The sequence below is a fragment of the Pseudomonas sp. B14(2017) genome, from assembly GCF_002113255.1.
Lineage (GTDB): Bacteria > Pseudomonadota > Gammaproteobacteria > Pseudomonadales > Pseudomonadaceae > Aquipseudomonas > Aquipseudomonas putida_Z.
In genome coordinates this window covers 96,505-117,967 of record NZ_NEJY01000011.1, presented here as the reverse complement: position 1 = coordinate 117,967, position 21,463 = coordinate 96,505, and the positions used below count along the sequence as shown (strand labels likewise).

At 66.0% G+C, this 21,463-nt stretch carries 17 protein-coding genes; 2 read left to right on the top strand and 15 right to left on the bottom strand.

The features are described from left to right. The first annotated feature begins 7 nt into the window (after nt 1–7). Nucleotides 8–856: a transketolase gene (locus CAG34_RS13385; RefSeq protein WP_075045686.1), complete on the top strand. Its 849-nt coding sequence runs from the start codon at nt 8–10 to the stop codon at nt 854–856. Continuing rightward, the gene (locus CAG34_RS13380; protein WP_015271019.1) at nt 853–1,851 is read left to right on the top strand and encodes a transketolase family protein; all 999 of its coding nucleotides are present in this window, start codon (nt 853–855) and stop codon (nt 1,849–1,851) included. The genes CAG34_RS13385 and CAG34_RS13380 overlap by 4 nt, the downstream gene beginning before the upstream one ends. Nucleotides 1,852–2,037: 186 nt before the next feature. Here the strand turns inward: CAG34_RS13380 and CAG34_RS13375 are convergent, their stop codons facing one another. The 15 genes from CAG34_RS13375 to CAG34_RS13300 form a co-directional block, all read right to left on the bottom strand. Continuing rightward, a complete protein-coding gene (locus tag CAG34_RS13375; protein ID WP_075045688.1) occupies nt 2,038–2,448 on the bottom strand; it encodes an SRPBCC family protein in 411 nt (136 codons plus the stop codon). A gap of 71 nt (nt 2,449–2,519) precedes the next feature. Beyond that, a complete protein-coding gene (locus CAG34_RS13370; protein WP_085590496.1) occupies nt 2,520–3,530 on the bottom strand; it encodes an aldo/keto reductase in 1,011 nt (336 codons plus the stop codon). Between the two features lie 159 nt (nt 3,531–3,689). Further along, on the bottom strand, nt 3,690–5,072 hold the full coding sequence (locus CAG34_RS13365; RefSeq protein ID WP_085590494.1) for an MFS transporter: 1,383 nt from the start codon (nt 5,070–5,072) through the stop codon (nt 3,690–3,692). After that, nucleotides 5,069–6,280, bottom strand: coding sequence for an acyl-CoA dehydrogenase family protein (locus CAG34_RS13360; protein ID WP_085590492.1), 1,212 nt, complete (start codon nt 6,278–6,280; stop codon nt 5,069–5,071). The genes CAG34_RS13365 and CAG34_RS13360 overlap by 4 nt, the downstream gene beginning before the upstream one ends. Before the next feature lie 236 nt (nt 6,281–6,516). Then, on the bottom strand, nt 6,517–8,229 hold the full coding sequence (locus CAG34_RS13355) for an ABC transporter ATP-binding protein (protein WP_085590490.1): 1,713 nt from the start codon (nt 8,227–8,229) through the stop codon (nt 6,517–6,519). Then, nucleotides 8,226–9,089, bottom strand: a complete 864-nt coding sequence (locus CAG34_RS13350) for an ABC transporter permease (RefSeq protein ID WP_085590488.1) — start codon at nt 9,087–9,089, stop codon at nt 8,226–8,228. The genes CAG34_RS13355 and CAG34_RS13350 overlap by 4 nt, the downstream gene beginning before the upstream one ends. Beyond that, a complete protein-coding gene (locus CAG34_RS13345; protein ID WP_085590586.1) occupies nt 9,086–10,072 on the bottom strand; it encodes an ABC transporter permease in 987 nt (328 codons plus the stop codon). The genes CAG34_RS13350 and CAG34_RS13345 overlap by 4 nt, the downstream gene beginning before the upstream one ends. Further along, entirely contained in the window at nt 10,069–11,703 is a 1,635-nt protein-coding gene (locus CAG34_RS13340) for an ABC transporter substrate-binding protein (RefSeq protein WP_085590486.1), read from the bottom strand. Before CAG34_RS13340 ends, CAG34_RS13345 begins: the two co-directional genes overlap by 4 nt. Before the next feature lie 389 nt (nt 11,704–12,092). Beyond that, the gene (locus CAG34_RS13330; RefSeq protein ID WP_085590481.1) at nt 12,093–13,742 is read right to left on the bottom strand and encodes an ABC transporter ATP-binding protein; all 1,650 of its coding nucleotides are present in this window, start codon (nt 13,740–13,742) and stop codon (nt 12,093–12,095) included. Continuing rightward, on the bottom strand, nt 13,739–14,587 hold the full coding sequence (locus CAG34_RS13325) for an ABC transporter permease (RefSeq protein ID WP_085590479.1): 849 nt from the start codon (nt 14,585–14,587) through the stop codon (nt 13,739–13,741). The genes CAG34_RS13330 and CAG34_RS13325 overlap by 4 nt, the downstream gene beginning before the upstream one ends. Before the next feature lie 140 nt (nt 14,588–14,727). After that, nucleotides 14,728–15,783, bottom strand: coding sequence for an NADP(H)-dependent aldo-keto reductase (locus tag CAG34_RS13320; RefSeq protein ID WP_085590477.1), 1,056 nt, complete (start codon nt 15,781–15,783; stop codon nt 14,728–14,730). Nucleotides 15,784–15,939: 156 nt separating this feature from the next. Then, nucleotides 15,940–17,262: an LLM class flavin-dependent oxidoreductase gene (locus tag CAG34_RS13315; RefSeq protein WP_085590475.1), complete on the bottom strand. Its 1,323-nt coding sequence runs from the start codon at nt 17,260–17,262 to the stop codon at nt 15,940–15,942. A gap of 14 nt (nt 17,263–17,276) precedes the next feature. Then, entirely contained in the window at nt 17,277–18,521 is a 1,245-nt protein-coding gene (locus CAG34_RS13310) for an acyl-CoA dehydrogenase family protein (protein ID WP_085590473.1), read from the bottom strand. A gap of 21 nt (nt 18,522–18,542) precedes the next feature. Then, nucleotides 18,543–19,475 (bottom strand): ABC transporter permease, encoded by a 933-nt coding sequence (locus CAG34_RS13305; RefSeq protein WP_025339885.1) that lies wholly within the window; start codon nt 19,473–19,475, stop codon nt 18,543–18,545. After that, nucleotides 19,472–21,055: an ABC transporter substrate-binding protein gene (locus CAG34_RS13300; protein WP_143516474.1), complete on the bottom strand. Its 1,584-nt coding sequence runs from the start codon at nt 21,053–21,055 to the stop codon at nt 19,472–19,474. The genes CAG34_RS13305 and CAG34_RS13300 overlap by 4 nt, the downstream gene beginning before the upstream one ends. Nucleotides 21,056–21,463 lie beyond the last annotated feature (408 nt).

Below are 21,463 nucleotides of genomic sequence, written 5' to 3'. Positions count from 1 at the left end.
CACTTCAATGACTGCTGTGCCTACCTACACCGAGGCGCTGCCGCTGGCTGTGCGCGCTCGCAATATCCGCCGCCATGCATTGCGCATGGGGCAAGTCCAGGGCCAGGGCTACGTCGGCCAGGCGCTGGGCGCCGCCGACCTGCTGGCGGTCGCGTATTTCCATGCGCTGCGCCTCGACCCCGGCAACCCCGAATGGGAGCAGCGCGACCGTTTCTACCTGTCCATCGGGCACTACGCGATTGCCCTCTATGCCGCACTGATCGAGGCCAGCGTAATCCCAGAGGATGAGCTTGAAACCTACGGTAGCGACGATAGCCGCTTGCCCATGTCTGGTATGGCTGCCTATACCCCAGGCATGGAGATCACCGGTGGCTCGCTCGGCCACGGCTTGGGCATCGCCGTCGGCGCTTGCCTCGGGCTCAAACGCAAGGGTTCGGACAGCTGGGTCTACAACCTGCTGTCCGATGGCGAGCTCAACGAGGGCTCGACCTGGGAGGCCGCCATGTCGGCCAGCCATTGGCGCCTGGACAACCTGATCGCCATCATCGATGTGAACAACCAGCAGGCGGATGGCCATTCCAGCGAGGTACTGGCCTTCGAGCCAATCGTCGACCGTTGGCAAGCCTTTGGCTGGTTCGTTCAACGCGTGGACGGCAATGACCTGGATGCGCTGGTCGGCGCCTTCGACCAGGCCCGCGCCCACACCGGGGCGCAACCGCGCGTGATCATCTGCGATACCCGCATGGGCAAAGGCGTGCCTTTCCTGGAAAACCGCGACAAGACGCACTTCATTCGCGTCGATGAAAACGAATGGGACCTCGCCCTCAAGGCGCTGGACGCCGGGAGCCAAGCATGAGCACTGTGAACTCACCCAAGAAACGCCTGACCACCTCGGCCATGATCGCTTCGATTGCCGCCGACGGCCAGCCGACCCGCCCTGCCCCGTTTGGCCATGCCTTGGCAAGCCTTGCCGAGCAACGTCAGGATATAGTTGGGCTAAGTGCCGACCTGTCCAAGTACACCGACCTGCACATCTTCGCCAAAGCCCACCCCGAGCGCTTCTATCAAATGGGCATGGCCGAACAATTGCTGATGAGCGCCGCTGCTGGCATGGCACGGGAAGGCATGACACCCTTTGCCACCACCTATGCGGTATTCGCTTCCCGTCGGGCCTATGACTTCATCTGCATGGCAATCGCAGAAGAGAACCTCAACGTCAAGATCGTCTGCGGGCTGCCTGGCCTGACCACCGGTTATGGTCCTAGCCACCAGGCCACGGATGACCTGGCCATCTTCCGGGCGATGCCCAACCTGATGATCGTCGACCCCTGCGATGCGCTTGAGATCGAACAGGCTGTGCCAGCGATCGCTGCCCATCAAGGGCCGGTCTACATGAGGCTGCTGCGCGGCAACGTACCCTTGGTGCTCGATCGCTACGATTACCAGTTCCAGCTGGGCAAGGCACAGGTGCTGCGCGGTGGCCGGGATGTGTTGTTGATTGCCAGCGGCCTCATGACCATGCGTGCGCTGGAGGCTGCCGAGCAGTTGCAAAAGGACGGTGTGGATGTATCGGTGCTGCATGTACCCACCATCAAACCGCTCGATGAGCAGACCATCCTCGCCGAGGCACGCAAGCCTGGTCGCCTGGTGGTCACTGCGGAAAACCACTCGATCATAGGGGGCCTGGGAGAGGCAGTTGCGGGCGTGCTGTTGCGCAATGGGGTCACTCCAACCTTCCGCCAGATCGCGCTACCGGATGCATTTCTCGATGCGGGTGCACTTCCGACCTTGCATGACCGTTACGGGATCTCCACTGACGCTGTGTCCAGGCAAATCAAGGCGTGGCTTTAACCGCAGTTATGGGTAGCATTTTCTGAAGCAACGAAGATAGCGTTAACGGGGCTGCTACGCAGCCCGTCGCCGGCAAGCCAGCTCCCACAGGTACTGCGCAGAACTCAGGAGTTGCGCGATCTCTGTGGGAGCTGGCTTGCCGGCGATGGGCCGCAAAGCGGCCCCCAATTACTTAGCTGACAGGTATTAGCCTTCCAGCCCTTTCTTCAGCGCCGCCAGGCCATCTTCATAGATGCCAGCGAACAACGCAGTTGCCTCAGCATCGCTGACACCCACCGGCACGAACGAACCGGACCATTCCACACGAGACCCGCTACCTTCAGCCACCACGCGCAGGGTCGACTGGTAGTCACGCACCGGCGCCGGCCCCGTGAGGATGGTGTAGCTGTAGCTGCGGCCGGCTTCGTTGAAGTCCAGCAGGCGCTCGATGATGGTGTCGCCAGCCACGCTCTTCAGGGTGCGGACGCGGCCGCCTTCGCTCAGGGCGCTTTCGGGAATGAACGGCAGCCAGTCGGGCAGCGCGTCGAAACCGCCAATCAGTTGCCAAACGCGGTTGGCATCAGTTGCCAGGGTGATGGAAGCTTGTGCAGTTGCCATGATGATTCTCCCGGGGCGTGGCCCCATTGATTCGGGTAGGCAGGGCCGCGCAGCGGCCCTTAAAGATCGGTTTAAACAGCAGGTACCGGGGCCTGGGCGTTGATCAGCCCTTGCTGGCGCAGGTCGTTCCAGAAGGCCATCGGGATCACCTTGCTCAGGGCGGCGAGGTCTTCGTTGGCGTGTGCCGGACGGGTGGAGCCCGGGATCACCGAGACCACGGCCGGGTGGGCCAGGGCGAACTGCAGGGCAGCCGCCTTCACATCCACACGATGGGCACGGGCCACGGCGCGGATGCGCTCGAGCTTGGCCAGCACGGTCGCGTTGGCCTTCTGGTATTCGAAGTGCTCGCCGCCGGCGGTGACACCCGAGCTGTACGGGCCACCCACGACGATGCCTACACCCTGCTCCACCGCTTGCGGCATGACGCGTTGCAGTGCGCGGTCATGGTCCAGCAGCGAGTAGCGGCCGGCGAGCAGGAAGCCATCCGGACGGGCTTCTTCCAGGTCGAGGGTCAGCTCGATCGGCTCGACGCGGTTCACACCCAGGCCCCAGGCCTTGATCACGCCCTCTTCACGCAGACGGGTCAGTACGCGGAAGGCACCGGTACGGGCGGTTTCGAACTGGCTGAGCCATTCGTCACCGTAGAAGTCCTGGGCGATGTCGTGGATCCAGACGATGTCCAGGCGATCGGTCTTCAGACGACGCAGGCTATCCTCGATGGAACGCAGGGTGGCATCGGCGCTGTAGTCGTTGACGATGCGGTTGCGGTTGCCGTGTTCGAACAGGCCGCTTTTTTCGCCCAGTTCACGGGCTGCCGGGTCTTCCAGTTCGTCGAGGATGATGCGGCCGACCTTGGTGCTGAGCACGTACTCGTCACGCGGGCGGCCGACCAGGGCGTTGCCCAGGCGAGATTCGGACAGGCCGGCGCCGTAGAACGGGGCGGTATCGTAGTAGCGCACGCCGTTGGCCCAGGCGGCGTCGATGGTGGCCTGGACTTCGGCCTCGGGAACATTGCGGAACATGTTGCCCAGCGGTGCGGCACCGTGGCCCAGTGGATTGGCGATAAGGGATTTGAGGTTCATGTGCGTTTTCCTGATGGGGGAGTCGGTTGTGAACTCCAGTGGCTGCAATCCTATGCCCCACCCACCAAGACCGTCCAAGTCATATTTCGAACGACTTGAGACCTTTTATGCAACACCCAACAACCCCCGGAATGGACTGATGCATGCCCCGCCCAATGACTAGTCCGCCAAACGCCGGAACACCAAACCGGAAATTCCACACATGACAGCGCACAGCAACATCACCGTGGCGATATCTGCCACCGAGGTTTCGCTACGCCCATCCATCTCGGCCAGCATCCCCAACAGCCCCCCTGCCAGGCTCACCGACATGGCCATGGTCAACTGCACGGACATCGCCGACAACGAACTGGCCGCCGCCGAACGCTCACCGGGCACGTCCTGATAACTGGCAGCCCCCAACGTCGAGAACTGCAGTGAACGCACCAGGCCTGCGGCGAACAGCACCGCAGCCATCAGCCACACAGCGGTATCACGATCGAAACTGGCGCACAGGGCAATCCCCACACCACTGAGCACGGCATTGCAACTGAGCACCCGTCGATAGCCGTAGCGCCGTACCAATGGCACTGCCAGCAGCTTCATCAGCAGTGCGCCGACGCCACCACTGACCACCAGCCCCCCCGCCGCCAACGGGCTCAAGCCCAGGCAGTTCTGCAGCAACAGCACGATCAGGAACGGCTGGGCTGCCGAACCCAGGCGGAACAGCCCGCCACCCGCCTGGGCCACGCCAAAGCTGCGCAGGCGCAGCAGCGACAGGTCCACCAGCGGACTGGGGTGTCGCCGCGCGTGCAGCAGATACCCCAACGCACAGGCTGCTCCACCGGCCACCAGCACCATGGCCCAGGCCTGCGGCAACTGCCCCAGCCCCAGCGCTTCAAGGCCGAACACCAGCATGGCCAGGGCCCCGCCGCTGAGCAGCAAGCCACGCACGTCCAACGGTGGCACCGGCCGTGCCGGATAGTCCGGCACATGGCGCAGGATCAGCCAGCAACCGAGCAGGCAGATTGGCAGGTTGATCAGGAAGATCCAGTGCCACGACAGCACCGTCACCAGCAAGCCGCCGAGCAACGGCCCCACCAGCGGCCCCACCAGCGCCGGCAGAGCCAGCCACGACATGGCCTGCAGCAGCTGCTCGCGGCTCGACCAACGCAGGATGATCACCTGCCCCACCGGTGTCATCAATGCCCCGGCCGCCCCCTGCAGCATGCGCCCCAGGCACAGTTGCCAGAGCGTATCGGCCAGGGCGCAGGCCAGCGAAGCGCAGGTAAACAAGCCCATCGCCGACAACATGACCTGGCGCGGGCGAAAGCGCTCGGCGGCCCAACCGCTGACCGGCACGCACAGGGCCAGGGCAAGCATGTACAGCGACACCACCAGATTCATGCGCAGCCCCGGCTCGCCGAAATCGGCGGCCATCTGCGGCAGGGCGGTCATCACCGCTGTGCTGTCGAGCAGCTCCATGAACAAGGCGGCACCGATGATCACCGGGACTTTGGGGCTTTGCACATGGCCGGCCAGCAAGGCCGGCTGCGCAGTCAAAACAGCCCCGAAACTGGTGGGCGAGTGCCCTTGAGCTGCCAGGCACCAACCACCGCCGCCTTCCATTGGCGCGGGTTATGATTGGCCACGGTGCGAGCGTTGCGCCAGTGGCGGTCGAGGTTGTGCTGGCGGCCGGTGGTGGAGGCACCGCCAACGTCGAACAGCGTTTGCGCAGCCTTGAGCGCCAGCTCGGCGACCAGGTACTGGGTCTGCGCCACCTCGATCGCAGCTTGCTCCACGGCGGCTTCATCCAGTTGCGTGGCCCAGGCCTTGTCGATGGTTGCAGCAGCCTTGAGGACCATGGCTTGCGCGCCATATGCGCGGGCGGCGATATCGCCTACCGACAGCTCCACATAGGGGTCGTCCACCGAGCGGCTGGCCGTGCTGTGCTTGATCGGGCGGGCATGCTCGCGGGCGAAGCGGGTGGCGTCGTCCAGCGCATTGCGGGCGATACCGGCCAACACGGTGGCAAGGAACAGCTGCAGGAACGGCGTGACGATGGTGCGCTTGCCCTCCTCCACGGTACGCGTGCGGATATCGCTGGCCTCGACGCGCACATTGCGCAAGTGGGTGGTGCCGCTGGCGGTCAGGCGCTGGCCCATGGCGTCAAAGTCATCGACCAGCTCCAGGCCCTCGCGGTCGCGCGGCAGGATGAACGAAACCGGCTGCTCGTCCTCGTCCAGGGCAACAGCGCTGACGTAATCGGCGAACAGCGCACCCGTGCTGTAGAACTTGCTGCCATTGGCGCGAAAATGCTCGCCCTCGCGCACCAGGCGCGCGGCGATGGCGCCGTTGGCACCGCCCAGTTCCCAGCCGGCATTGCCGATTACCGCACCCTGCAGATAGCGCGCAAACCAACGCTCGCGCTCCTGCTCGGCGCCTTCGGCCTGTGAAGCCAGCAGGCCTTCGACAAAGGCAAAACCCGGGCGCAGGGCCTGGGCCACGTTGGAGTCGACCGAGGCGATTTGCAGCAGCAGTTCGATCACATCGCTGACCGTGCCGCCGGGGCCGCCGTACTGACCGGGGATACGCGCGGTGTACAGCCCGGCTGCCGCAAGCTGGGCAATGGCCTCATGGGGCAACAGGCGTTCGCGTTCGCGCTGCGCGGCGCCTGCGCCGATGGCGGGCAGCAGGGCCGCGATGCGGGTTTTCAGCTCCGCGACGCTGGTGGCCGGAGCCTGGGTCGGGAAACGTTGAAATGTGGTCATGGTTCAGTCCTTTAAGTACATCTTTCGTTTAGGCGACCCGAGCCCTGTGGGAGCAGCGCTCTTGCCAATTTCCTGAAGCTGGCGCTATCCCCTGTGGGAGCCGCGCTTGCCGGCGATAGGCCGCGAAGCGGCCCCGGCGATTCATGCAACAGCCTTGAAATCGTGGGGCCGCTTCGCGGCCCATCGCCGGCAAGCGCGGCTCCCACAGGGGTCGGTGCAGGGCTTGGCGTCTCAGTTCAAATGGCGATCTTCCACAGGCGGGTTTCGTCGAACAGGTCGAAGGCTTCGTGTTCCAGGTCCAGCGGCGGCACCACCAGTTCGGCGCCGCTGCCGGGCAGGCGCGGCACCGCGCCGAGCAAGCGCTGGGTGTATTCGTGGGCCGGGTTATCGAACAACTGCTCGACCGGTGCCTGCTCCACCACCTGACCGTGGCGCATCACCAGCACGTCGTCGCTGACATGGCGGATCACCCCCAGGTCGTGGGAGATGAACAGGTAGGCCAGGCCCAGTTCGTCCTGCAGGTCGGCCAGCAGGTCGAGCACCTGGGCCTGCACCGACACGTCCAGGGCCGACACCGGCTCGTCGCAGATGATCACCTTGGGTTCGCTGGCGATCGCCCGGGCGATTGCCACCCGCTGGCGCTGGCCGCCCGACAGTTGCAACGGCCTGCGCTGGCCGAGATCTGCCGGCAAACGCACCTGGTTGAGCAGCACAGCGATACGTGCTGGCCTGGCTGGTGCCTCGATACCGGCTACCTGCAAGGCGTCATCAAGAATTTGCGCCACGCTCCAGCGCGGGTCGAACGAGCCCAGCGGGTCCTGGTAGATCACGCTGATCTCGCGACGCAACGGCCTGCGCACTGCCTCGCTCACGGCGTTGGCCGGGCGGTTCCAGGGTTGCCCGCGATAAAGCACTTCGCCCTCATCGGGCTGCAGCAGGCCGAGGGCGATGCGTGCCACGGTGGTCTTGCCCGAGCCGGACTCGCCGACAATGCCCAGGGTGCGCCCGGCACGCAGGGTAAAGTCGACGCCCTGCACCACCTGCCGCACCAGCCCGTCCGGGCCGAGGTAGCGCTTGCCCAGGCCACGGCCTTCGAGCAAAACGTCGCTGTGCGAGCGTGCCCGCGGCTCACTGCGCACGCCAACCCGCTCGGGTGACAGCCGGCTGCCGCGCGGGTGCTCGGCCGGTACTGCCGCCAGCAAGGCCTGGGTGTAGGCGTGACGCGGCTGGCGCAGCACCTGCTGCATCGGCCCCTGCTCCACCACTTCGCCATGGCGCAGCACCACCACCTCATCGGCCAGTTGGGCGACCACTGCCAGGTCGTGGCTGATGATCAGCAGCGAGGCGCCACGGGCCTTGATCTGCTGGAACACTTCAAGAATCTGCGCCTGCACGGTGGCGTCCAGTGCGGTGGTCGGCTCGTCGGCGATCACCAGCGCGGGGTCCATGGCCAGGGCACTGGCAATCAGTGCACGCTGGCGCAGGCCACCGGACAACTGCCCGGGCCGCTGGCGAGCACGCAGTTCGACATCCGGCACGCCTACCCGCTCGAGCAACTCATGCACGCGCGCAGTACGGGTGTGGCGGTCACCGTATCCGTGGGTCTGCAGCACTTCGAGAATTTCCTTGCCCACCGGCCGCAGTGGGTCCAGCGACACCAGCGCATCCTGCAGCACGAAGCCGATATCTTTGCCACGCACGGCGCGCCACTGGCGCTCGCTGAGGTCGAGCAGGTCGTGGCCGCCGAAACTCAAGCGACGGGCACTCACCTGCGCTCGCCCACCGGCCAGCCCGACCAGGCAGCGGGCACTGACGCTCTTGCCCGAGCCAGACTCGCCGACCAAGGCCAGGCAACGGCCAGGCGACAAGATGAAGGACAGATCACGGACCACGCTGGCGCCATCAAAGGCCACGTTCAGCCCTTCGACGATCAAGGTCTTGTCGCTCATGGCAGGCGCCCCTCCAGGCGTTGTTGGATGTAGCGGCCAGTCACGGTGGTCGCCAGGGTGGTGAGGACGATGAACAGGCCAGGGAAGAAGGTGAGCCACCAGGCATTGGCGATGAAGTCACGCCCCATGGACAACATGGTCCCCCACTCCGGCGCCGGCGGCCGCGCGCCCAGGCCGAGGAAGCTCAGCGCCGAGGCCCAGACGATGGCCTGGCCAACACCCATGGTCAGCGTCACCACCATTGGCCGCATGGCGTTGGGCAGCAATTGGCGCAGCACGATGCGCGAAGTCGGGTGCCCCAGCGCCCGCGCCGCTTCGATGTAGCCAGCGTTGCGTACCGCCAGCACCTGGCCACGGACCATGCGCGCGTACCCCGGCGCACCGCCCAGCCCGGTGGCGACGATCAACGGGCCGACACCGCTGCCGAACACCGCCACGAACAGCAGCGCCAGCACCAGGCTGGGGAAGGCGAACAGCACTTCCAGCAACCAGCCCACCGCACGGTCCACGCGTGCGCCGCCAAGGCCACCGAGCAGGCCGAGGGCGATGGCGATGGCCATGGAAATGGCCGTAGCCGCCAGGCCGATCAGCAGGCTCTGGCGGGCGCCGTGGATGATCCGCGCGAAGATGTCGCGGCCCGACTGGTCGGTGCCCAGCCAGTGCGCCCAGCTGGGTGGCTGGAAAGCCTCTCGCGGCACGATGGCCAGTGGATCGATGCGGGTGAACAGCCCCGGCGCCAACGCGGCCAGAAGCAATGCGAACAGAAACAGGATCGCCAGGCTTGCGCCCAACGGCGGCAGTTTCACTTGGCGCTGCCGGCGCAATGGCGCGAGCACTTGGCCATGGGTCAGGTCTGTCATGCTGCAGCCTCCTGCTGCCGAGGGTCGATCCACTGGTACAGCAGGTCGACCAGAATGTTCGCCAGCACATAGCCGGCCGCCACTACCAGGCTGATGCCGATCACCAGCGGCAGGTCCTGGGCCTGCACCGCCTGGTACAGCTGGCGGCCCACCCCCTTGCGGGAAAAGATCACCTCGCACACCACCGCCCCACTGATCAGCGCGCCGATGGCCCAGCCCGACAGCGACACACCTGGCAGCAAGGCATGGCGCAAGGCGTGCCGAAAGCGCACGGCCAGGTCACTGAGGCCACGTGTGCGGGCGGTGAGCACGAAGGGTTGATCGAGGGTCAGTTCCAGCGACTCCCGGGTGACCTGGGCAATGAAACCGGCCAACGGAATCGCCAGGGAAAACGCCGGAAGTATCAGGCTGGCAAAGCTGTCGCTACCGGCCGGCGGGAACCAGCGCAGGCCGAAGGCGAATACCGCCAGCAGCACCACGCCGAGCCAGAAGTGCGGCAGCGCCGCGCTGAGGGTTTCCGCCAGCGAGGCGATGCCGCCGACCAGCCTGCCGCGCCCGGCGGTGACCACTGTCAGCAGCAGCACCAGCAGCCAGGCCAGCAGCAGGGCGGCGATGGTCAGTTCCAAGGTCGCCCCGCCCTGCTCGGCCAGCACACGGGTAACCGGCAGGTGCTGCGAGTAGGACACCCCCAAGTCACCTTGCAGCAGGCGCCCGAGGTAGAGCACGTACTGCACGGCCAACGGCTTGTCGAGGCCGTACTCCACGCGCGCGGCTTCAATCGCTTCCGGCGTCGGGTTGCCACTGGGGCCACCGAGAATCGCCAGCACCGGGTCACCCGGCATCAGCCGCAGTGCGAAGAAGGTCAGGGTCGCCACCGCCCACAGCACCAGCACGCCACCGGCCAGGCGGATGGCGGCGCGCCGGCCCAGGGCGGCAAGGCGTTCGCGACGCGGGTCGGTCACCGCGAGTGTCGTCGTAGTCATTTGTTCACCCATGCGTCATAGAGGTAGGTCACCGCCAGCGAAGGTTCCAGTCGCACGCCATGGGCGGTCTTGTAGATACCCAGGCGCGTGCTTTGTGGGTACGTGGTGAGTTGCAGGTACTGCGCGGCGGCCTGTTGCTGTGCCTGGAAGTAGCGCTGGCGGCGCAGGTCCGCATCCTGGGTGGCCAGGGCACTGTCGAGCAGTGCGTCGTAGCCCGGGTCGGCGTAGCCGGAGGAGTTCTGGTGATAGCCGCCAACCCCGGCTGGCTGCACGAACGCGGTGGTGAAGATGATGCGCAGCACGTCAGGGGTGTTGGTATTCCAATAGCCGGTGCGGATGTCATAGTCCCAGGCGGCCTGGCGGGCGGTGACCTGGGCATCGCTCATCTGGTCCAGCACCAGCTCCAGGCCGGCCTGCCGGGTAGTGGCCTGTACCTGCTCCCACAGGGTCAATTCCGACGGCGGCGTGCGCGCACCGATCAGCACGACGGCGCGCAGCCGCTGGCCGTTCCTGGTGCGGTAGCCTTCGCTGTCGCGGCCGGTCCAGCCAGCCTCGTCGAGCAGCCTGGCGGCGCGGGCCGGGTCGTAGTCCTGGCTGCGCTCGAAGTCACCGCTGTAGAACGGCGTGGCCAAGCTCAGCGGGCCACCGGCGCGGGGGAACTCGCCGAAGTACACACTCTTCAGTGCACCCTCGACATCGGCGCTGCGAACGAAGGCCTCGCGTACACGGATGTCGTCGAACGGTGCGCGGCGCAGGTTGAAGGTGCCATTGGTGGGGTTGCCCGGGCGCTGGGCGATGATCAGTTCCACGTCCGGGTTGCGCCGTGCTGCTTCGTGCGACTCTGGTGGCAATGCTTCGATCACATCGACCTCACCGGCCTGCAGCGAGGCGAAGCGCACCGACGGCTCCTGGATGAACTTCCAGACGATGCGTTCCAGGTACGCCGGGCCTTGGTGGCGTGCGGTAGGTGGCGCCCAGTTGTAGGCCGGGTTGCGCACCAGCTCCACCTGATTCTGCCGGTCCCAGCGCACCACCTTGAACGGCCCGCTGCCAACCGGGCTTTCGCAGTTCTGGTCACGGCTGCGTTGCAATGCGGTGGGCGACTGGATGCCGAGAAAGCCCTGGGCCAACACTTCGAGGAAAGCCGCATAGGGCGTCGCCAGAGTGACTTCGGCCGTGTAGGTGTCGAGCACCTTGGTGCCGCGGTACTGGCGGATGTAGCCACCGGCGGTACTGGATTGGGTCTTGGGGTTGGCCATGTGGTCGAGGTTGGCCTTGACCGCTTCGGCATTGAACGGTGTGCCGTCGGTAAATTGCACGTCGCGGCGCAGGTGGAAGGTGTAGCGCAGGCCATCTGGCGAAACCTCCCAGCTTGTCGCCAGCCAGGGGCCGATCTGGCCGTTGCTGTCCATCGACACCAGCGAATCGAGGTACTGCTGGGCAATGAAAACCTGCGGCATGTCGCCGGCCACATGCGGGTCCAGGCAGGTGGGCTCGCGGTCGGTGGCATAGACCAAGGTGCCGCCCTGCTGCGGCTGGGTACTTTGCGCCGTGTGCTGCTCGTTCGGCTTGCAGCCGAGCAAGGCCAGTGCGGTGCAGAGCGGAATCAGGGGGAGGATGGGTGTGTTCAAGGGCGCTCCTGCGGTGACTGGGCTTCGATAGGCCTGTTGCAGGAGTTGTGCCGGGTTCAATGTATTGATTTTATTGGGGTTTGACGGGCGTTAGATGCTGGCGCGGGGGCAAAGTGTCTGCTGTGTGTTGGTGGAGCGACAGTGATACGCCCTTAAGCCCTCACGGAACTGCATGCACTCATTCATTGGCTGGGACTTTGCGAGAGCAACTGTCTTGTTCAAAAATCCAAAAGTTTGCGCAGTTTTTGTGGGAGCGGGCGAGCCCGCGAACACCGGCAAAGCCGGTGCCATCCAATGCGTCGACTGTTTCGCGGGCTCGCCCGCTCCCACAGGTGCGCGAATGGCTTGCGAGCTCAGTTCTCTGCGCCTGCATCAAGGCTGGCACAGGTTTACACGGCAATCCGCGCAAACCAGCTTGGCTGCGCCGCCGGAAGATGAGGTACGGCGTCGAGCAAGGCGCGGGTATAGGCCTGACGCGGCTGGCCGAGCACCTGGGCTGCCGCCCCTTGTTCCACCACCCTTCCCCCTTGCATCACCAACACGTGGTCACTGACCTGCTCCACCACCCCAAGGTCGTGGGAGATGAACAGGCAAGCCAGGTTCAGCTCCGCCTTGAGTTCGGCCAGCAATGCCAGGATTCGCGCCTGCACCGACACATCCAGTGCCGATACCGGTTCGTCCAGCACCAGCACCCTGGGCTTCATGGCCAGCGCCCGGGCAATCGCGATGCGCTGCCGCTGCCCGCCCGACAACTCCAGCGGGCGGCGGTCGAGCAACCCCACCGGCAACTGCACCCGCTCCAGCAACGCCGCCGCCTCGGTGCGCTGCAACGCACGCGGTACACCCGCATGCGCCAGCGCCTCGGCCAATACCCGCAGCACGGTGTAGCGTGGGTCGAACGAGGCCTGCGGGTCCTGGAACACCACCTGGATCCCCTGCCGTGCCTGGCGCTGCTGCGCGGCAGACAACGCAAGCCAATCCTGCCCGGCCAGTTGCAGGCTGCCTTGCTCCGGCCGCTCCAGCCCCAGCAGGATGCGTCCCAGCGTGCTCTTGCCGGAACCGGACTCGCCCACCACGCCAAGGGTTTGCCCGGCGCGCAACTGCAGCGACACATCGTCCAGCACCTGACGCAGCCGGCCGTCCGGCCCGACAAAGGCCTTGCTCAGGCCACGCGCCTCCAGCACCACGGGTTGTTCGTCCACGCCATTCTCCACCAGCGCCAGGGCCGGCGCCGCCGGACGTTTGAAATGTACCGCCCGAGCCGCACCCAGCAGGCGCTGGGTGTAGGGGTCCTGCGGGTCCTGCAGGATCTGTTCGACACTGCCCTGCTCCACCACCACCCCATGGCGCATCACCGCCACCCAGTCGGCCAGGCGCGCGACCACGGCCAGGTCATGGCTGACCATCAACAGGCTGTTGTCGCGCTCGCGCAGGTGTTCCAGCAGGTCGAGAATCTGTGCCTGCACCGTGGCGTCCAGCGCGGTGGTGGGCTCGTCAGCGATCAACAGGCGTGGCTGACAGGCAATGGCCGAGGCGATCAGGGCGCGCTGCCTGAGGCCTCCGGAAAGCTGCCACGGGTATTGCCGGGCACGGACTTCGGGTTCAGGCACCCCGACCTGGCGCAACAGCTCAAGTACCCGCAGACGGCGCTGCTCCGCGGCCAGGTCGGTGTGCAACAGCAATGGCTCTTCGATCTCTGCACCCACGCGTCGCAGTGGGTCGAGCGAACCCAGCGCATCCTGCATGACAAAGCCGATGTGCTCGCCACGCAAGCGCTGCCACGCGCGCTCATCGAACTGGCGCAGGTCCTGCCCGGCAAAGGCCAGGCGCTGCGCCTGCACATGGGCACCGGCACCGGTCAGGCCGACCAGGGTACGCGCCGTGACGCTCTTGCCCGAGCCCGATTCGCCCACCAGTGCCAGGCACTGCCCTGCGCGCAACTGCAGGTCGACGCCGTGCACCACTGGCACACCATTGAAGCTCACGTGCAAGCCGCGGATGTCCACCAGCGGTGCCTGGTTCTTCTCGAAGATGTTCATGCGCGTCTGCCCTCGCTACGGCGCAGCCAGTCTCGGCCGATGACGGTGATGGAAATGACGGTCAGGGTGATCGCCAGCGCAGGCCAGGCCATCAGCCAGGGCGCGTTGGCCATGAAGTTGCGCGCCACTGCCATCATCGCGCCCCACTCCGGCACGGGAGGTGGTGCGCCGAAGCCGAGGAAGCTCAGCGCAGCGGCGGCGGTGATGGCGCCACCCAGGCCGATGCAGGCCAGGATCAGCACGGGTTGGACTGCGTTGGGCAGCACATGCCAGAACACCACAGCCAAGGGCCTGCGGCCCAGCGTGACGGCTGCATCGACGAAGCCGGCACGCCGGATGGTCAGGGTCTGGGCGCGTACCAGGCGCGCATAGCGCGGCACCGAGGCGATGCCGACGGCAAGGATCAGGTTGCTGGTGCCTTGGCCGAACAGGGTGATTATGACCAGCGCCAGTAGCAGGTCCGGGAAGGCCAGCAGCACATCGACAGCGCGCATCAGCAGGTTGTCCAGCCAGGCTGGAGCCAGGCCGGCGAGCAAGCCGAGCAGCGTGCCCAGGCCAAGCCCGACCAGGGTGGCGGCCAGGCCGATGAAGAGCGATGGGCGGGCGCCATGGATCAGGCGGCTGAGGACGTCGCGGCCGTTCTCGTCGCTGCCCAGCCAGAAGGCGGGGCTTGGCGGGTGGTAAGCCAGGCGGGCGTCGGCGGCCAACGGGTCGGTTGGCGAGAGCCAGTTGGGGAAGGTTACTGCCAGCAGTATCAGGCCCAATGTGATCCAGGCCAGCGCCAGGCCAGGGCGAACCTGCCAGCTGCTGGTCACTGTGTTTGGTATGGATACGATCGCGTTCATGTCTGTCCTTCTTGTGTCGCCTGTACTGGCCTCTTCGCAGGTAAACCCGCTCCCACAGGATCACCGCAAAGGCTGAATCCGTGCGGTCCCTGTGGGAGCGGCTTCAGCCGCGAACAAGGGCGAAGCCCTTGCCATGTGGGCTACGGCGCCGGGTTGGGAATACGGCGGTGCACGGCCTGGATCTCGGCCAGTACTTCATCGCTCAGTTGCACATCCAGTGCACTCAGGTTTTCCTGCAGCTGCAGCAAGGTGGTCTGCCCGGTAATGGCACTGGCCACGAACGGCTGGCGTATGACGAAAGCCAGGGCCAGTTGCGCCGGTGTCAGCCCATGCTCCCGCGCGATCCGCACGTAGCTGGCAATCGCGTCGTTGGCCTCCTCGCTGCCGTAGCGATTGAACGTGCGATACACCGACGACAATCGCGAACCCTCCGGCCTTGCCCCGTTCAGGTACTTGCCGGTCAACGCCCCGAACGCCAGCGGCGAATAGGCCAACAGGCTGATCCCTTCGCGATGGCTGAACTCCGACAGGCCGTTCTCGTACAAGCGATTGAGCAGGCTGTACGGGTTCTGAATGCTGGCAATGCGCGCCAGGCCCTTGTCCTCGCTGTGCCGCAGAAACTGCGCCACACCCCACGGTGTTTCGTTGGAGACACCGATATGGCGCACCTTGCCGGCCTTTACCTGCTCGTCCAGCACCGCAAGGGTTTCTTCGATGGCTGCCGTCTGCGGATGGTCGTCGACGTAGGGGTATTCACGGATGCCGAAGAAGTTGCTGGTGCGGTCGGGCCAGTGCAGTTGGTAGAGGTCCAGGTAGTCGGTGTGCAGGCGGCGCAGGCTGCCCTCCAGGGCCGCGACGATGTTCTTGCGGTCGTGGTGCGACAGGCCATCGCGAATGTGCACCTGGCCGCCTGGGTCACGGGCCGGGCCGGCGATCTTGCTGGCCAACAGGACCTTGTCGCGGTTGGCGCGGGCCGCCAGCCAGGTGCCGATGTAGCGCTCGGTGGTGGTCCAGGTTTCAGCGCGGGTGGGCGTGGGGTACATCTCGGCGGTGTCGATGAAGTTGATGCCTGCAGCAAGGGCAGCGTCCAGTTGCTGGTGAGCATCCTGTTCGCTGTTCTGGTGCCCCCAGGTCATGGTGCCGAGGCTGAGCAGGCTGACTTGCAGGTTGGTGTGGCCGAGTGGGCGGTAGCGCATGGGTGCATCCTTTTGAATGTGTGTCGGGTTTCAGATCCTGGGGCTGCCTTGCAGCCCATCGCCGGCAAGCCAGCTCCCACAGGATCACCACAGGTTTCAGGTTTGCCCGGCACCTGTGGGAGCTGGCTTGCCGGCGATTGGGGCGCAAAGCGCCCCCTAAGCAGCGAACTGGTTGTGTGCCTTGGGCAACCCCAGGTGCTCACGCAGGGTGGTGCCGGTGTATTCGGTGCGGAACAACCCACGCTTCTGCAGCAGCGGCACCACCTCTTCGACGAACACCCGAGCACCCGACGGGAACATGTCGGGCATGATGTTGAAACCATCCCCCGCCCCCGCCAGGAACCACTCGGCCAGGGTATCGGCGACCTGTTCCGGGGTACCGACGGCCAACCGGTGCCCGACCAGAATCCGCCGCGACAGCTGGCGAATGGTCAGGTTCTCGCTGCGCGCCAGGTTCAACTGGGCCTCCAGAAAACCATGCGACCCCCGCTCGAAATCTGCCACCGCGCCAATTCGCGCCCAGGGCAATGGCGCATCCGGGTCCAGCTCGCTGGCATCGATGCCGATACGCCCTGCCACCTGCTGCAACAGGCCGTGCTCGCCATGCCAGGCATTGAGCTCGTCGAAACGTGCATGGGCCTCGGCCTCGGTGCTGCCGATCACGGTCGACAGGCCGGGCATGATCTTCAGGTGCTGCGGGTCACGGCCCCAGGCTTTGGCCCGTGCCTTCATCTCCCGATAGAACGCCTGCCCGTCGGCCAGGGTGGTCTGGGTGGTGAAGATCGCATCGGCATAGCGCGAACCCAGTGCCTTGCCACCTTCGGAAGAGCCGGCCTGCACCAGTACCGGCCTGCCCTGCGGCGAGCGCGGCAGGTTCAGCGGCCCCTTGACCTGAAAGTGCTTACCCTTGAAATCCAGGGTGTGGACCTTGCCCGGGTCGGCAAAACGGCCGGCGCTGCGGTCACCGATGATCGCGTCGTCCTCCCAGCTGTCCCAAAGCTTCAGGGTCACGTCGACGAACTCCTCGGCCCGCCCGTAGCGGTCCACATGCAACGGCGCACCAGCCAGGCCGAAGTTGTGTGCTGCCGCGTCACCGGCATTGGTCACCACATTCCAGGCTGCGCGGCCGCCGCTGATGTGGTCCAGCGAGGCAATTCGCCGGGCCAGGTTGAAAGGTTCGTTGTAAGTGCTGGAGCAGGTCGCGATCACGCCGATGCGCTCGGTGGCGGCCGCCACTGCGGTAAGCAGCACGGTCGGCTCCAGGCGCCCGCCAGGCTGGGCGGACACATCCGGCGGCAACGCCGGGCCATCGGCAAGGAAGATCGCATCCAGGCAACCGCGCTCGGAAATACGCGCGATATCGCGGTAATAGTTGACGTCGATATAGGCGTCGATTGCCGCCTCACCCTGGCGCCAGGCGCCGGAATGCGAGCCGAAGCCGAGGATGTTCATGCCCAGGCTCATCTGTTTCGTGGTCATGCCGGTTCTCCTGATCAGACTGCGCTGGCTTCGTCGCCGCTGCCCTGCCCTTCGCTGGCGCTGGCATGAAGAGCACGCCAGGCCTGGGCCGGGCTGATGCCATTTAGGTAGTAGTTGCCCAACGCCTGCTCGCGGTAGATCGCCGGGTTGTGCGAAGCCAGGGTGCGGGCATTGCGCCAGTGGCGGTCGAGGCGCCGGGCATTGCTGGTGGCCGATGCGCCGCCGACTTCGAACAGCAAGGTGCTCGCTTCCAGCACTTGCGGCAGAACGATCTGCTGCGCCTGAAAGGCATGGATCTCGGCGTTGGTGTAAAGCTGCTCGGCTACCTCCCCTTGCTGGCCGGCTTCGTACACCGCCTGCAGGCTCTGGCCCACGGCGGTGACTTGCGCATCGGCGGCGAAGGCCAGGCTCGACAGGCGACCGATCACCGCCTGCACCCGCGGGTCTGCGGCCGGCTGCGACTGCCCCGGCACACCGAAGGCGCGGGTGCGGCCCTGGACGAACGCTACGGCATCGGCCAGTACCGCCTGGCCGATACCCGCCAGGGTGGCCAGATGCACCGCCTGGTAGAACGCGGTGAGGTACGACTCGGCACGCAACTCGCCCTTGGCGAAACGGCGCAGCAAATGCTGCGGCTGCACGCTGACCCGGGTGAAACGGGTGGTGCCACTGCCAGTCAACCGCTGGCCGAAGCCGTCCCAGTCGTCGACCCGCTCCACGCCCGGCGCACGGGTCGGCACCACGAGGCTGACAAAGTCGTCGCCATGGTTGGCCACTGCCGCCACCCAATCGGCGTACAACGTGCCGGTGCAGTAGTACTTTTCGCCGTCCAGGCGGTAACCGCCTTCGTCTTCGCTCAACTGCACGCTATTGCCGGTACTGTCGGTGCGCTCGGCCATGGCCGCGCCCCACAGTTCACCGGCGACCACGCGGGCGAACCAGTAGTCCTGGGAGGCGGCGTCGCCGGACGACAGCCGCCCTTCGACGAAGCCGAAGTGGGCGCGGAATATCTGCGGCAGGTTGGAGTCGGCCTGCCCCAGGCGCACCAGCTGGCGCAGCAACTGCGGCAAGGTTGCGCCTGAGCCGCCGTGGCTGCGTGGCACGCGCAGGGCGCCGAAGCGGGCCTCGCGCAACCAGGCCACCGGCTCATGGGCCAGGGTGCGCTGCTGCTCGCGGGCCACCGCGCCTTCGGCAATACGCGCATAGATCGGCGCGAAACGCGCATCCAGTTCGGCATCGGTAATCGTTGTTTGGCTCATGATGGTTCCTTTCTCGTGAATTCAGACGCGTGCGGTGCGCGGGTCGATGGCCTGGGTCGCCAGGTCCACCAGCAGGTTGACCAGCACGTAGATCGCTGCCGCCAGCAGGGTTACGCCGAGTACCAGTGGCACGTCCTTGCTGGCGGTAGCGTCGAGCATCAAACGGCCAATGCCTTGGCGGCCGAACAGCAGTTCCAGCACCACGGCGCCGCCGAGCAGGCTGGCGAACACGTAGCCGGCCAGGGTCACCAGCGGCACCAGGGCATGGCGCAGGGCGTGGCGCAGACGCACAGCGATATCACCCATGCCACGTGCACGGGCCTGGGTGATGAAGGGTTGTTCCAGCACCTGCTCCAGCGACTGGCGCAACACCTGTGCAAGCACCGCCGCGATCGGCAGCGCCAGGGCCAGGCTCGGGAGCACCAGCGAGCGCCAACCGCTGGACCCGGACGGCGGTAGCCAATGGAAGTGAAACGCGAAGGCCAGCAGCAGCACCGTGCCGATCACGAAGTTGGGGGCCGAGGACAGCAACAGCTCGATGCCCGACACCACCGCGCGCAAACGCCGCCCGCGGTTGGCGGTGAGCAGCGCCGAGGCCACCGCCAGCAGCACCGCCAGCACAGCCGCGCTGCTGGCCAGCGCCAAGGTCGCGGCGGCCTGCTCGCCAATCGCCTGGCCGACCGGTATGCGCAACCGGTACGACTCGCCCAGGTCGCCCTTGGCCAGGCGCGCCAGGTAGTGGCCGTATTGCACCCACAGCGGTTGATCGAGGCCGTATTCGGCGCGCACCTGGGCCAGCAGCGCTTCGCTCGGCATGGCATCCGGGCCGCCGAGGATCGCCAGGGCGGTGTCGCCACCGCTGTGTTGCATGCCAAGGAAGGTCAGGCTGGCCGCCGCCCATAGCACGATCACACCGTCACGCAGGCGGCGCAGCAAGATGATCAGCAGTTTCATGGTTGCTCCTTTGCCAGCCACACGCTGGTGAACAGGGGAACGTTGTGCGAACCATCGAACAGCACACCGCCGACCGCGTTGCGGTAGGCCAGCAGCATCTGGCTTTCCACCGAGGGCACGGCCGGCACGGTCTCGCCCAGGCGTTGCTGGGCCTGGCGATACAGCTCGCGGCGTTGCGTCGGGTCGGTGCTGCGTCGGGCGGCACCGAGCAACTGGTCGAGGGTGGCATCACGGAAGTGGCCGACGTTCTGGCCGATCATTCGTGCGCTGGGGATGGATTGGCTGTGGTAGAGGATGTACAGGCCATCGGCCGTGTTGGTGTGCCAGTAGCCGCCGCCGATGGCGTCGAAGTTGCCGAGGTAACGCAGCTCCATGACCTTGCTGAGCGGCAGCAGCTCGATGCGCAGGTCGAAGCCGACCTTGCGCAGGTCTGCCTGGGCAGCCACCGGGACATTGGCCGGGAACGCCGGGTTGTCATAGGTCAGCAAGGTCGCCCCGAGGCGCCGGCCATCACGGCTGCGATAGCCTTCGCCGTCACGCCCGGTCCAGCCGGCGGCGTCGAGCAAGCGCCCTGCTTCGACCGGGTCGAAGGCCAGGGCCTCGCGGGCCACCGGGTCATAGCCGGGGGTATTCACGGCGAGGAAATCCCCCTTGGCCAGGTACTCGCCGAAGCCGGAGATCCATGCCAGGCCATCACGGTCGATGGCCTTGGCCACGGCCTGGCGCACCCGCACGTCATCGAACGGCGCACGGTCGACATTGAAGGTGATGCTGCGCGACGGGTTGCCCTTGCGAATGCGGTTGCGCAGGGTCAGCTTCGGGTTGGCGCGGATCGCCGCGGCATTCTGCGCCGGTGCGTCCAGGGCCATGTCGTTGTCGGCAGCTTCCAGCGAGGTGTAGCGGATCATCGCTTCGGGCACGTAGCTCAGCTCGATGCCGTCCAGGTAGGCCTCGCCCTGGTGGTTGATCGCCGGCGGTGCCCAGTCGTACCCCGGGCGGCGGACAAAGCTGGCACGCTGGTCGCGCACCCAGCCGGTCAGCACGAAAGGCCCGGTGCCGATGGGCTGGCTGGCGATGGTCTTCGGCGCCTCGAGGATCTGCCGTGGCGAGATCATCCCCAGCCAGGCCTGCGACAGCACATCGAGAAACGGCGCATAGGGCGCACGCAGGGTCGCCTCGAATGTGTACTCGTCCACCACCCGCCCCTGCAGGTACGGCGCGATGTAGGCGGCGGCCAGTGGCGACTTGGTCACGGGGTCACGCATGTGTTCGAGGTTGACCCGCACCGCCTCGGCGTTGAAGCGCTCGCCATCGCTGAAAGTGACGTCGTCACGCAGGTGGAAGGTGTAGGTCAGGCCGTCGGCGCTGATGTCCCAGCTTTTCGCCAGCCACGGCGTGAGGGTGCCGTCCTCGGCCTGGTACACCAGGCAGTCGAACAGGATGCGGCCCATCCACTGCATGTTGCCGTTGGACAGCGCGTGTATATCGAAGCTGCCAGCGTCGCTCGCCGCCGACACGCGCAGGGTGCCACCGCGCTTGCCGGGCTGCTGCTCGACGAAGTCGCTGGCCGGGTAGCGCATCACGCCGTTCACTTCGCTGAGCGCTTCACCCTTGAACAGCGCCTGGCTCTGCGCGGACGTGGCGGGTGAGCAGACGGCAACCAACAGCGCACTGGCCACCAGGCATGTATTGAATAATCGGGAATTCGGCTGCACAACGGGCCCTTTATATAGACGGCTACATAAAGGGCTATTGCAGTTGTCGTGCCAGCGCTAACACTGCGCATTCACTGAGGTTAGTTCAAACCGCCTGACGCATTAACCATACAAACTGTTTAATCCCTGTTGCGCTGACAACATCCAACCCTGTGGGCTGCGCTGTCGCGTAGATAACTGAAATTGCAAGCAATCCGCATCCCCTGTGGGAGCGGCTTCAGCCGCGAAGAATCCAACGCGCTGAATGGCACCGGCTGCGCCGGTGTTCGCGGC